Origin of the sequence: Nostocoides vanveenii, from assembly GCF_039531165.1 — a bacterium.
Taxonomy (GTDB): domain Bacteria; phylum Actinomycetota; class Actinomycetes; order Actinomycetales; family Dermatophilaceae; genus Nostocoides_A; species Nostocoides_A vanveenii.
Genome location: NZ_BAAAPN010000034.1, coordinates 53,655 through 65,448, shown reverse-complemented (window position 1 = coordinate 65,448; position 11,794 = coordinate 53,655). Strand labels below are relative to the sequence as shown.

Genomic DNA, 11,794 nt, shown 5'->3' with positions numbered 1-11,794 from the left:
TCGGGCTCAGCTGTCCGCGAGAAAGACGAGGGTCGGCAGGTCGCTGGGGCTGACCGAGGTCGTGGCCGCGGCCGCGTGGCCGGCGCTCGGAGCGTGCCCGCGGGCGGCGCCAACGCGCTGGCGCGGCTGTGCCGCGACGAGCGTGCCCGCCTCCCAGCGGTAGGCCGTAAAGGTGGTGGTGTCCGTGGTGGCGACGGCGATCATGTCCTGGTCCTTGTCTCGGGTCGGATTGTCCGGCAACAAGATTCACTTTCTCGGCCGATCCTGTGGCAACCCTGTGGACTGCGCGTGTGCCTGCTGCGAAGAGCCGAGAAACTTCCTGGGTGGCCGGCCGGGTCTCGCAGGGGTGTGCTAGACACAGAGGCATGGCTGATACCGCATTCAAAGGCACCCCTGTCCACACCGTCGGCGACCTGCCCGGGGTCGGCGCCCCCGCCCCCGATTTCGCCTTGACCGGCACCGACCTCGGCGATGTCACGCTCGCCGGGCTGGCCGGCCGGCGCGTCGTGCTCAACATCTTCCCGAGCGTCGACACCGGCGTCTGCGCCGCCAGCGTGCGCAAGTTCAACCAGCTCGCCGCTGGCCTCGAAAACACCACCGTGGTCTGCGCCTCGGCCGACCTGCCCTTCGCGCTGGGCCGCTTCTGCGGGGCCGAGGGCATCGAAAACGTCACTGCCGCCTCGAGTTTCCGCAGCGACTTCGGCGATGCCTATGGCGTGACCATGTCCGACGGGCCGTTGCGCGGGCTGCTTGCCCGGTCGGTCGTCGTGGTCGGCGCGGATGGCACGGTCGCCTACACCGAGGTGGTTCCCGAGATCACCACCGAGCCCGACTACGACGCCGCCATCGCGGCGCTGCGATGAGCTTGCCCCGCTGAGTTCGCTGAGTTCGAAGGAGGACGCCATGACCGTGGCCGACGATGTCCTACGAATGCGTCACCACGCTCTGGCGGATCTCGTGCACCGCAGCGCCGCGCGGTATGCCGACAAGCTCGCCGTTAGCGACGGCGACGTCGCCTTGACGTATGCCGAGTTCGAGACCCGCGTCGAGGCGGGGGCCGCCGCCTTGGCCGAGCTCGGCCTGAGGCACGGCGACCGGTTGGCTCTGGTTTCCCGAAACAGCTGGCAGTTCGCGGTGCTCAACTTCGCCACGGCGCGGCTGGGCCTGGTGCTGGTGCCGATCAATTTCATGCTCGGTGCGGGGGAGATCGCGTTCATCCTCGACCACAGCGGCGCGCGCGCCTTCGTGGCGCAGGCCGGCTTCCTGCCGGTGGCGCGGGAGGCGATCGCGCGCGCCGAGCGGGGCAGCGTGGAGATCACCGCGGTCATACCCGGACGCGATGGTGCGGCCGAGGGTGCGGGGGACGGCTGGATCGACGCGGGCGCGTGGTTCTCCGGGACGGCGCGGGCACCCGAAGTCGTTGTGGCTGACGACGATCCGATCCGGCTGATGTATACGTCCGGCACCGAATCCCGCCCCAAGGGCGTGCTTCACTCGAGCCGGTCACTGCTGTGGCAGTACGTCAGCTGCATCGCCGACGGCGGCATGGATCGCGACGATGTCGAACTGCACACCCTGCCCCTCTACCACTGCGCCCAACTGGACTGCTTCCTCGGCCCGGACATCTATCTCGGGGCCAGCAGTGTGCTCCTGCCGGCGCCGGACCCGGCGGCGATCCTCGCCACCATCGAGCGTGCGGGCGTGACGAAGTACTTCGCCCCGCCGACGGTGTGGATCGGGTTGTTGCGTCACCCCGGCTTCGACGGCGCGGACCTGTCATCGCTGCGCAAGGGCTACTACGGCGCCTCGCCGATGCCCGTCGAGGTGCTCAAGGAGTTGCAGGACCGACTGCCCGAGGTCTCCTTCTGGAACTTCTACGGACAGACCGAAATGGCGCCGCTGGCAACGATCCTGCGCCCGAACGAGCAGCTCGCGCATGCCGGTTCGGCCGGCCGCGCGTCGTTGAACGTCGAGACGATCGTCGTCGACGACGCCGACCAGCCCGTTGCTCCGGGCGTCGTCGGGGAGATCGTGCATCGCAGCCCGCACGCGACCCTTGGCTACTACAACGACCCGGACAAGACCGCCGAGGCGTTCCGCGGCGGCTGGTTCCACTCCGGCGACCTGGGCTACCTCGATGACGACGGGCACCTCCATGTCGTCGACCGCAAGAAGGACATGATCAAATCGGGCGGTGAGAATGTCGCCTCCCGCGAGGTGGAGGAGGCCATCTACCTGCTCGACGGCGTGGCTGAGGTCGCGGTCTTCGGCATTCCCCATCCGCTCTGGGTGGAGTCGGTGACCGCGGTGGTCGTGCCCAAGGCGGGGGCCGACTTGACCGAGGAGGCGGTCATCGCGCATACGCGCTCCGTGCTGGCCGGGTTCAAGACACCGAAGCACGTCGTTTTCGCCGACGCCCTCCCCAAGAATCCGAGCGGCAAGATCCTCAAGCGCGATCTGCGCCAGGAGCACGCCGGACTGGGCGCCGGCGACTGAGGCCGGATGCGGTATCAGACCCGGTGGGCGACCACGGCCACCTCGTGGTGGTCGGTCTGCGGGAACATGTCGAAAAGCCGCGCTTGACTCACCCGCCAGCTGGTGAGTGCGGCGAGATCGCGCGCGAGGGTCGCGGGGTTGCAACTGGAATAGATCAGGGTTGTGGCCGGCGCGTCGTCGAGCCGGGCGAGCAGATCGGGATCCAGGCCGCGGCGGGGCGGGTTGACGATGACCACGTCGGGCGGAGCCGGCAGCGTGTCCGCGGCGTGCGCGGCATCACCGATGGCAAAGGTGAGGGCCGGTGGCGTCAGCCCGAGTTCGGCGCTCGTGCGACGCGCGGAGGCGATTGCACCGGGGGCGATCTCGACACCGCCCACGCGTCGGCCCGGGGCGACGGCGGCGAAGGCGAAGCCGCCGACGCCGCAATAGAGGTCCCAGACGGTCGTCGGGTCGGCCGCGTCGATCCAGGCCTGGGCCTGCGAATAGAGGGCAGCCGCAACCGTGCTGTTGGTTTGGAAGAAGCCGTCCGGGCGCAGATAGAGCGGGGCCGGGCCGACCGTCATACGCAGTGAATCTTCCTGCGTGAGAACGATTTCGCGGTCACCTTCGATGATGGCCGCCGGTTTGGGCTGGATGTTGAGCGAGACGACTCGAGCTTGGGGGAGGGCCGCGAGCAGACGGGGCAGCCGGCTGCGCATGAGCGCCTCCTGGTGGGTACTGCGCAGAACGAAGCGGATCATCAGCTCACCGCTCGGCGCGGCGGTGACGACCACATGCTTGAGCTCACCGTGGCGGGTGGGCACGGCATACGGGATCAGGCCGATGGTGTCGACGAAGTCGGCGAGGTGGGGGAGTGCGGCGACGATCGCGGCCTCGTGCAGGCCGCAGCCACGCAGATCGACGCCTGCGCCGCCGGGGCCGAGGATGCCCAGCGTCACGTGGCCAGGGACGCCACCGGCGACGAGCTTGGCCTTGTTGCGGAACCCCTGCTCCGGTCCGGTGACGGCGGGCAGCCAGCGGGCGTCCGGGGCCGCGGGGGCGAGCGCGGCGGCCACGGCCGACTGCTTCGCGGTGACCTGCGCGGCATACGGGCTGCCCATCAGCGTGCACGAGCGACACGCGCCCGCGTCGTAGTAGCGGCAGTCCACGAACGACGAGAATACGGGTGTGCAGGTGAGCATCCGCGTCCGTCCTGGCGCCTCGCGGACCCGAGTCGGTGGGCTGTGGGGCGAGGAGGCCTTGGTCGTCGCGGTGTCCGCACCCGCCGTGGACGGACGCGCCAACGAGGCCGTATGCCGTGCCCTCGCCGCCGCGTTCGGCGTGCGTCCACGGGCCGTCACCATCGTTCGTGGCACGACCGCTCGGAGCAAGGTCGCCGAGATCGACGCGGTGGCGGCAGGCCTGCAGGTGCGCCTGGCCGAACTGCGCGCCCTAGGCTGACCGTCATGGCTCGCCTGCTCGATGTCCACCCGGTCGACCCCCAGCCGCGCGCGATCCGCGCCGCGGTCGATGTCCTGCGGGACGGCGGCCTGATCGCCTATCCGACCGACTCCGGTTATGCCCTCGGAGCGACCATGGGCAATCAGGAGGCCAAGGACCGGATCCGCGAGATCCGCCGGCTCGACGACAAGCACCACTACACGCTCGTCTGTCGCGACTTCGCGCAGCTGGGTCATGTCGTGATCGTCGACAATGCGGTCTTCCGGGCGGTCAAGGCGGCAACTCCGGGCCCGTACACCTTTATCCTGCCGGCGACCAAGGAAGTGCCGCGAAAGCTCTTGCAGGCCAAGAAGAAGACCGTGGGCGTGCGCATTCCCGGCACGCCGATCGTGCAGGCGCTCCTGGCCGAACTCGGCGAACCGATGCTCAGCAGCACCTTGATCCTGCCGGGGGAGGAGGAGCCTATGACCGAGGGGTGGCTGGTCAAGGACGAACTCGACCACAGCGTCGACCTGATCTTGGATGCCGGGGAGTGCGTGGCCCGTCCGACGACCGTGGTCGACTACTCCAGTGGCGTGCCCGAGGTGGTGCGCGTCGGGGCGGGCGATCCGTCGCGCTTCCTCGACTGAGTGACAGGGACGCTTAGACGACGGGGAGCAAGGGACGCGAAGCAGCCAGGGCGAGCAACGGCGACGTGTGCTCGCCGTCGGGTGAGGTCCACGCGATGGTTGCCGCGCCCGTCGCGGTGTCGCCGACGAGGTCGACCCGGTCCTCGCCGGCGCTCCACGACATGGTGATGCTGCTGCCCGAGCCGTCGGCCGTGAAGTCACCGTCGAAGGCCGGGTGGCTGTTCCGGATCCGGATCAAGGCGCACAGGGCACGCACCACGGGCGCGTTCAGCGCGGCTGCGATCTCGTGCCGGGTGTAGAAATGCCGATTGACGTCGCGCCCGATGTTTGTGCGGGTGAGCAGGGCGACGTCATTGTGGCCCGCGAGCAGTCCGACGTAGTAGACCTGGGGGGTCCCAGGCGTGAAGAACTGGATGGCCCGGGCGAGGAGGTACTTGCCGTCATCGGCACCGAGTGCGTCATAGAAGGTCGAATTCACTTGGTAGATATCGACATTCGAGGCGGCGCCACCTGATGCAAAGAGTGAGGTCTCGCCGGAGTTGCGGTGAATCGCCTCGATAAGCGTGGTGATCTGGGCATTCGACAGCAGGCCGGGGTTGCCCGGGTCGTGGCCATCCTCGGCCACATCGATGACGCCGATCCCGTCGTGGGTGTCGAGCACAGTGACGGCATTGGTCGGCCGCACGGTGAACCAGTGCAGCAGCGGCGCGACGTCGCCCGCGGTCAGGGCGTGCAGCACCAGTGGGGGCAGGGCGAAGTCGTAGACCTTGTCGACCTGAGCAGCGATCTCGACCTGGCGCTGGAAGTAGGAGTGCACCTCGACGATGACATCGAGACCGCGGGCCGCGCACCAGTCGCTGACCTGGTGGATGAAGGCGAAGGTCTCCTCGGTCATGAAGGAGGTCAGCCCGGGTGACTTGACGGCATAGCCGACAGCGTCCAGTCGGACACACTTGACACTGCTCCCGGCGAGCAGATCGAGCACCCGCTGCAGGTATTGCAGGGTCAGGGGCGCCCGGACGTCGATGTCGATCTGTTCCTCGGTGAAGGTGGTCCAGACCAGGTGTTTGGTGCCATCGGCCTGCTCATAGACCGTGAAGGGCAGACCCGGTCGTGGGCGGGTCAGCATCATCAGCTCCGCCTCTGTCGCCCCCTTGGGGAAGGCGCTGCCGAAGGTCAGGAACATCCCGTCATAGGGGGAGTCCGGGCCGTGTCGCAACCAGTCCTGGAACTGCGGTGATGCCGAGGAGACGTGGTTGACGATGAGGTCCGCGGTCACCGGATAGTCGGACGCGATCTCGCGGATGTCGGCCCACGAGCCCAGGCGAGGCTCGACTTCGGTGTGATCGGCCGGGTCGAAGCCGGCGTCGGCACCGTCGTGCGGCCGGTAGAAGGGCAGGATGTGCACACCGCCGAAGAGGCCCGCGAGGGGCCCGTCGAGGACCTGCTTCAAGCCGGGCAGACTGCCGCCCAAACGATCGCAGTAGGTGATGAGTTCGACCTGGTCAGGCATCTGTCCCGCTCCTGTTCCTGGTCATCGTTGACCAGCAACGTCGAGTCCGTGCGGCTTTCTTTCAGGCTAGGCCGCACGTGGTGTTACCCGCGCGTCCGCAGGCACGAATGTGATGCGATGCATGCCACGTTGCGTCCCCCGAACGGGTCACACGCCGTAGAGATGGTCTCCACGGCGATAGCGCTCGTTGACATCGGTGAGCATCGCCGCCAGACCCGACTCGTCGAGCTTGTCGTAGGCCGTGAAGCGGATGCAGGACTTGCCGCAACTGACGCTGCCCAGCTGCTCGCGATAGCGCTCGGCAAGGTACTGACCGTCGATGACCGCGCAGGCATACAGAGCGAGGTGCCGCTTTTGCGGCATGAGTCCGAGGACAGGGATCTGCTGGAGGGTGGGGGAGGACTTCGTGCGATAGTCGATGCGGCCGTAGCCGAGGCCGGCCCCGCCGAAGTTCCAGTCCTTAAAGACGCGCTCCATGTCAGGGGCGTATGCCGTGATGGCAGCGTCCATGCGACGCAGGTCCGCTTCTCGAGGGCCGGCAGCCGCGAACCATTGCTCGATCGTGTCGGCGTCCACCCGCATAGTCGTACGCTACAGGCGCCGCCACCAAGGGAGGTGCGACCGATGGCCGTCAACGCGCCCGGAAACTCCGAGTCCGTTTTCACGTATGGCGCGCCCCGCCTCAAGCTCGGGGCCGGGGCCTCCGCCGAGATCGGTTACGACATCGCCCAGCTGGGCGCGAAGCGGGCCCTGCTCATCACCGATGCCGGGGTGGCAGCGACCGGGGCCCCGGCACGCATCGCCGAGCAGATGCGGGCATACGGCGTCGAGTGCGAACTCTTCGACGACGTGCACATCGAGCCGACCGACGCCAGCCTGCGGCACGCCATCGCCTGGGCGCGTGACGGCGGGCCGTATGACGCGTATGTCGCGGTCGGCGGCGGGTCGAGCATCGACACAGCCAAAGCGGTCAACCTACTGACAACGAACCCGGGGGAGTTGCTCGACTATGTCAACCGGCCGGTCGGCGCTGGCCGGTCGCCCATCGAGCCGCTGCGCCCGCTGATCGCCGTGCCGACCACGACGGGGACCGGCTCGGAGTCGACGACGGTGTGCGTCCTGGACGTGATCGGGCTGTCGGTCAAGACGGGAATATCGCATGAGGCGTTGCGGCCCACGCTGGCGGTGGTCGACCCGGAGCTGACGTTGACCCAGCCGACCGGTGTGACTGCGGCCACCGGGTTGGACATCCTGTGCCATGCGCTGGAGAGCTACACCCGCGCGGCCCTACACCGGCTTCGAGCGGCATCGAGCCGCGGAGCGCGTGCCCTATTGCGGGGCGAACCCGATCGCGGATATGTGGTGCGAGAAGGCGCTAGCCCTGCTGGCCGGCTCCTTCCGGCGCAGCGTCCGCGACGGGTCCGACCGCCAGGCTCGCGGGGAGATGGCACTCGCGGCGACCTTCGCAGGCATGGGCTTCGGGAACGCCGGCGTTCACATCCCGCACGCGAACGGTTACCCGATTGCGGGGCAGGCCAAGGACTTTCGCGCCGCGGACTATCCGCAGGGGGAGGCGCTGGTCCCGCACGGGGTGGCCGTCGCTCTCACGGCGCCCGAGGCTTTCCGATTCACTTTCGCGGCAGCGCCCGAGCGTCACCTTCGCGCCGGCCGGTTGCTGAATCCGGATGCGGTGATGACATCTGACCCGGCGGACTTCCTGCCGGGCATCGTGGCCGCGCTGATGGCGGACATCGGCCTACCGAACGGGCTGGCAGCGGTCGGATTCGGCGCGGGCGATATCGACGACCTGGTCGCCGGCACGATGCGACAGCAGCGCCTGCTGGCCGTCGCCCCGGTGCCGGTGACCGAGGACGACATCGCGCGCATCTTCGAGCGCTCGATGCGTTTGTGGTGCGCGAACTGAGGGTTGCTCACGACCGCCCCGGGCAAGCCCACCCAAGGGCGAGTGATGCGAGGCTGGAACTGTTTGACTACACGAAAGATGGCCAACAGACACAGCGTTGGTGGCCATCTTTCACGTAGCACCAGCGAAGAGTCCCGTCCTGCAAATTATGGCCACTCCGGATTCAACGTGAGGGTACTCACGACCTGCATTCAGGCCCTGGCGGCTCTGTGAAGCACGTTGGCAAGGGCAAAGCGCACAGCGACGGGCCTGGCCTCGTAACCTGCTGGCATGCCTCGCGAGTCATACAACGTGCGCGTCCTTCGCCAGAAGGCCCTGGCTTCCTTGCGCACCGGCGTGGGCGCGTTCAACGCGCTGGACGACGAAGGACGCATTACGCGCGTCTTGCTGAGCCTTCAGCATGCCTTCGAGATGTTGTTGAAGGCGGCTCTGGAGGCCAAGAGGGTCCCAGTCTTCGACAAGCGCAGTGGCAAGTCGATCTCGCTGGAACTCGCGATCCGGCAGTGCCAGCAGACCGATGGCATCAAGATCAGCGACGACGAAGCGGGCACCATCCGCGCTCTCGACTCGCTGCGCGACGCGGAGCAGCACTGGTACGTGGTCGTGGACGAGGGGCTTCTCTACCTGTACGTGCGGTCGGCGGTCACTCTGTTCGATGACCTGCTGTGCCGGGTCTTCGGCGAGCGGTTGGGCGATCACCTACCAGCGCGCGTGTTGCCGATCAGTGCAGAACCGCCTCAGGGCCTAGACCTGCTGGTCGACCGCGAGCACGAGCGGATCGCCCGACTCTTGAAGCCAGGACGCCGAGCAACGGCTGAGGCCAATGCCAGAATCAGAGCCCTGCTCGCGACTGAGGCCCTCGCCGATCCCGACGCAGCCGAGGTCAGCGAAACCGATGTACGCCGCGTGGCCCGAGGGATAAGGGAAGGGAAGAGCCGCAGCCAAGTGTTCCCCAAACTAACCGGCTACGCGGCGAACATCGTCGGATCAGGGCTGACGGTAGAGGTCCGGTTGGTCAAGTCGGGCGGCTTGCCGGTCACGTACACGAGCGACCCAGCAGTCGATTCAGCGGCGATCCGGACTGTGGACCTGGAGAAGAAGTTCTACATGGGTCCCTATGACTTGGCCGACCGGGCGGGGGTGAGCCGCAGCGGCGCGACGGCGCTCCGTCGTCACCTCGGCCTCGACAGCAACGATGACCACTTCTCGCATCGGTTCGTCTTCGGGAGGACCAAGCACTTGCGCTACTCGGACAACGCGTTGAAGGCAATGCGCGACGCCCTAGGAACCGTCGACATGGAGCGTGTCTGGGCGGCGCACAGGACGCTCGCCAGCAACTCCAAGTCGACGCTGCCACCCTGTGACCAACCGGGCTGTGTCCTCGGCTCGACTGCCAAGCCAGCCCAGGCGGAGCCCGCGTAACGGGCTGTCGCCGAGGTGATCCGTTCACAATGGACTTCATGGACTAGCCGCAGGACCCAAGGACGGTCGGTACGCTCGGCGGCTGGTCGCCGTCTGGCGAGCCCCTCCCTGCCATGCCAGATCACCTGTTCGCCGTCGCGGCGTCCTGGCCGGTGAGCGAGCACACGCCCCCGGAGATTCGCGAGCAACTACGGGTGTCGCGCGACCTGTTCACTCACTGCCTGCTCGTCTGGGAGTTCAGCGTCGTCGGTGTGGCCTGGTCGCTGATGGCCGTCGAGTCGACGCTGCGCTGGGTCCTGGGGGCCGGTGACTCGGTGTCCTTCAAGACCTTGATCACTCGGGCGCATCAGGACGGACTGCTCACAGACGAACTCGCGGAAGTGGTCCATGTGGGCCGTGAACTACGCAACGGCTTCAGTCACCCGAAGAACCAGCCCGCTTGGATGCTGGGGATGGCCGCCCCAGCGCTGCAACGGAGCCACGAAGTGGTGTTCCACGTGAGCGAGATCGCGGCATCCCGACGCTAAGGGGGCCCCCACTACAAGCGGCCTTGGTCCTCCCGCCAGCACTCAACGCATGTTGTGGTACTTGAACTTCTTCAGGATGTCGCGGTGCTGGATTAGCGCGTCGTCGTATTTCTCGTGGCCGCCAAGGAGGTCAACCCAGGGCCAGTCCTGAACGCGGTCGCCTCTCGCACGAAACGTCTCTTCCGCGATGGGGATGTCGCGATCATCCCAAGACCAACCTGTCTCACCGACGAACTCGCCTGGCATCGCCCGGTACGCGCCTCGGTACGAGGAGTTGGTGACCTCGTACATGAGGCTCATCCGGTACTCGAAGCCGTGGACTGTGCGCGTGTAGTCATCGTCCCGGGGGATCAGGTCGCGGAAGACTTCGCGGCACTCCGCAGCGAGAAGGTGGCTGACGGGGTAGGTCCACTTACCGCCTCCCCAACGGGGCAGGTCGTTGGTCCAATCGTCGTTCAGGACGCGGGCTGGGTGAGCGATCTGGCAGGCGGGCAACTCCAGGCTGACGCCAACGTCCATGTGGCCGTGCACCTCGGACACCAGACGGACGAGGAGGCGCTCCCGTCCTCGGCTCACTGTCGCCACCCCAGCGCATGTCATGAGGAGCAGTGCTGGATACATGCGGGCCCGCTCAAGTACCTGCTGCACAGGCACTCCGAGTGCCCTGATGCTCCCGGCGTCGATCAGGCGCTTCACAACGTCCATCCAGAGCCGGTCGTGGTGTCCTTCGGGGTCGTGCCACATGCCAGTGACGGCCAGTTGCAGCATCTGCTCGGAGCGGGCACGGTGATCTTCGAGAACCGCCTGGAAGCCTTCCCCGTCAAGCCCGGCGATGCTGAGAGGCTGGTCGTTGACCCCTGTGACCACCGCGTCGGTTGCGGACATCACTAGATCGTGTAGGTCGAGTCGGTGAACGGGATCAGGCAGATAGCGTTTCAGCCTGGCAACTGCGATTGCGGTCGTGAGTGGAGGCTCGGCCAGCCTCTCCAAGGCATCCAGGCTCGTGGCGAGGTCCGCAAACATGGAGTCCGCGTCGGCTGCCGTGATCACGGACCCATTGCGGTTGGCCAGAATACTTTGGGCTGTGCTGCCTCGACTGCTGCGCTGATCCCAGTAGAGCGGGTAACGACGGCTCTTGGCTGCCTCCAGGAGTGCGACGAGTGCCGTGTCCCAGTCTGCTGACCAGCCCGAGATAACGAGGCCGTACTCTTCGAGAACCTGGCTCACCAGGACCTTCCACTCTGTTGGGTAGGCGGCCAGTTCGTCCGGAGTGTTCAGGGACCCCAAGTCCTTGTAGTCGCCGTGCAGTTTGATCAGGGTCGCCGGTGCGTGGGCCAGCGGGCTCATGCCATTGACCGCCTCGGGTCGAGCGATGACCTGAGCGGAGACGCCTTCGCCTTCAAGGGCCTGCTCCATCAAGCGGTCGAAGTTCGTCGTGATGATGACGCGCACCGCACCCCGCTTGACGAGTTGCGCGATGCTGCGATGCGCCTTGCTGGGCATCTTGACTCCGGCTGCGCGGTCGTCGTCAGTCGGCTCGAAAAAGGACGCAAGCAGCCCCTGTCGGGCGGCCTGCGTAGGAGCCAACGCTTCCAGCAACGAGGAGTATCCGAGGTCGCCTCCATGATTGCCTCGCCACCACTGTTCCGGGTCGGCTTGTGCTGCTGCCAGGGAGGCTGGATCATCGGGGTGCTCTGCAACGGCCAGCCGCCTTACCAGTTCCTTGACCACTCCCCAGCCGGTGGGCATTCCTGCGCCGGTCGAGACGCCGGAGCCGAGCAGGACAGCGTAGACACCCGGCTGAGCGTGCATGGATGTAGCGAGCATGGCCAGCGGAGAAAGA

General features: G+C 67.1%; 12 protein-coding genes and 1 pseudogene. 8 read left to right on the top strand and 5 right to left on the bottom strand.

Annotated features, from left to right (window positions below; genetic code table 11):
* Positions 1-6: 6 nt before the first annotated feature.
* Positions 7-204 carry a hypothetical protein gene (locus ABD209_RS06485; protein ID WP_344063776.1) on the bottom strand — a complete coding sequence of 66 codons (198 nt, stop codon included), beginning with the start codon at positions 202-204 and terminating at the stop codon, positions 7-9.
* A gap of 161 nt (positions 205-365) precedes the next feature.
* Between ABD209_RS06485 and tpx the strand changes: the two genes are divergently transcribed.
* Both tpx and ABD209_RS06475 read left to right on the top strand, forming a co-directional pair.
* A complete protein-coding gene (gene tpx / locus ABD209_RS06480; RefSeq protein ID WP_344063773.1) occupies positions 366-863 on the top strand; it encodes a thiol peroxidase in 498 nt (165 codons plus the stop codon).
* Between the two features lie 40 nt (positions 864-903).
* Positions 904-2,496: an acyl-CoA synthetase gene (locus ABD209_RS06475; protein WP_344063770.1), complete on the top strand. Its 1,593-nt coding sequence runs from the start codon at positions 904-906 to the stop codon at positions 2,494-2,496.
* 14 nt (positions 2,497-2,510) lie between these two features.
* Here ABD209_RS06475 and ABD209_RS06470 read toward each other — a convergent pair whose 3' ends face one another.
* A complete protein-coding gene (locus tag ABD209_RS06470; RefSeq protein WP_344063767.1) occupies positions 2,511-3,644 on the bottom strand; it encodes a methyltransferase domain-containing protein in 1,134 nt (377 codons plus the stop codon).
* Between the two features lie 19 nt (positions 3,645-3,663).
* Between ABD209_RS06470 and ABD209_RS06465 the strand changes: the two genes are divergently transcribed.
* Both ABD209_RS06465 and ABD209_RS06460 read left to right on the top strand, forming a co-directional pair.
* Complete coding sequence (locus ABD209_RS06465; protein WP_344063764.1) at positions 3,664-3,936, top strand: DUF167 domain-containing protein; 273 nt, start codon at positions 3,664-3,666, stop codon at positions 3,934-3,936.
* 5 nt (positions 3,937-3,941) lie between these two features.
* Positions 3,942-4,565: an L-threonylcarbamoyladenylate synthase gene (locus ABD209_RS06460; RefSeq protein ID WP_324388200.1), complete on the top strand. Its 624-nt coding sequence runs from the start codon at positions 3,942-3,944 to the stop codon at positions 4,563-4,565.
* A gap of 13 nt (positions 4,566-4,578) precedes the next feature.
* Here ABD209_RS06460 and gtfA read toward each other — a convergent pair whose 3' ends face one another.
* Both gtfA and ABD209_RS06450 read right to left on the bottom strand, forming a co-directional pair.
* Complete coding sequence (gene gtfA / locus ABD209_RS06455; RefSeq protein WP_344063760.1) at positions 4,579-6,078, bottom strand: sucrose phosphorylase; 1,500 nt, start codon at positions 6,076-6,078, stop codon at positions 4,579-4,581.
* 147 nt (positions 6,079-6,225) lie between these two features.
* The gene (locus ABD209_RS06450; RefSeq protein WP_324388198.1) at positions 6,226-6,660 is read right to left on the bottom strand and encodes a DUF1801 domain-containing protein; all 435 of its coding nucleotides are present in this window, start codon (positions 6,658-6,660) and stop codon (positions 6,226-6,228) included.
* A 42-nt stretch (positions 6,661-6,702) separates the two neighbouring features.
* Here ABD209_RS06450 and ABD209_RS06445 point away from each other — a divergent pair.
* From ABD209_RS06445 to ABD209_RS06430, 4 genes and pseudogenes are all read left to right on the top strand, one after another.
* A pseudogene (locus tag ABD209_RS06445) lies at positions 6,703-7,215 on the top strand (iron-containing alcohol dehydrogenase); the annotation flags it as partial.
* A 121-nt stretch (positions 7,216-7,336) separates the two neighbouring features.
* A complete protein-coding gene (locus ABD209_RS06440; protein WP_344063756.1) occupies positions 7,337-8,002 on the top strand; it encodes a dehydroquinate synthase/iron-containing alcohol dehydrogenase family protein in 666 nt (221 codons plus the stop codon).
* A gap of 291 nt (positions 8,003-8,293) precedes the next feature.
* Positions 8,294-9,424, top strand: a complete 1,131-nt coding sequence (locus ABD209_RS06435; RefSeq protein ID WP_344063754.1) for a hypothetical protein — start codon at positions 8,294-8,296, stop codon at positions 9,422-9,424.
* Positions 9,425-9,537: 113 nt separating this feature from the next.
* Complete coding sequence (locus ABD209_RS06430) at positions 9,538-9,951, top strand: hypothetical protein (RefSeq protein ID WP_344063752.1); 414 nt, start codon at positions 9,538-9,540, stop codon at positions 9,949-9,951.
* Positions 9,952-9,993: 42 nt separating this feature from the next.
* Here ABD209_RS06430 and ABD209_RS06425 read toward each other — a convergent pair whose 3' ends face one another.
* A complete protein-coding gene (locus ABD209_RS06425) occupies positions 9,994-11,763 on the bottom strand; it encodes an SIR2 family protein (protein WP_344063750.1) in 1,770 nt (589 codons plus the stop codon).
* Between the last annotated feature and the right edge of the window lie 31 nt (positions 11,764-11,794).

Excerpts from the sequence above, each read along its gene's own strand:
- ABD209_RS06485 (WP_344063776.1), bottom strand. The coding sequence starts at position 204 with ATGATCGCCGTCGCCACCACGGACACCACCACCTTTACGGCCTACCGC.
- tpx (WP_344063773.1), top strand. The coding sequence starts at position 366 with ATGGCTGATACCGCATTCAAAGGCACCCCTGTCCACACCGTCGGCGAC.
- ABD209_RS06475 (WP_344063770.1), top strand. The coding sequence starts at position 904 with ATGACCGTGGCCGACGATGTCCTACGAATGCGTCACCACGCTCTGGCG.
- ABD209_RS06460 (WP_324388200.1), top strand. The coding sequence starts at position 3,942 with ATGGCTCGCCTGCTCGATGTCCACCCGGTCGACCCCCAGCCGCGCGCG.
- gtfA (WP_344063760.1), bottom strand. The coding sequence starts at position 6,078 with ATGCCTGACCAGGTCGAACTCATCACCTACTGCGATCGTTTGGGCGGC.
- ABD209_RS06450 (WP_324388198.1), bottom strand. The coding sequence starts at position 6,660 with ATGCGGGTGGACGCCGACACGATCGAGCAATGGTTCGCGGCTGCCGGC.
- ABD209_RS06440 (WP_344063756.1), top strand. The coding sequence starts at position 7,337 with ATGCGCTGGAGAGCTACACCCGCGCGGCCCTACACCGGCTTCGAGCGG.
- ABD209_RS06430 (WP_344063752.1), top strand. The coding sequence starts at position 9,538 with ATGCCAGATCACCTGTTCGCCGTCGCGGCGTCCTGGCCGGTGAGCGAG.
- ABD209_RS06425 (WP_344063750.1), bottom strand. The coding sequence starts at position 11,763 with ATGCACGCTCAGCCGGGTGTCTACGCTGTCCTGCTCGGCTCCGGCGTC.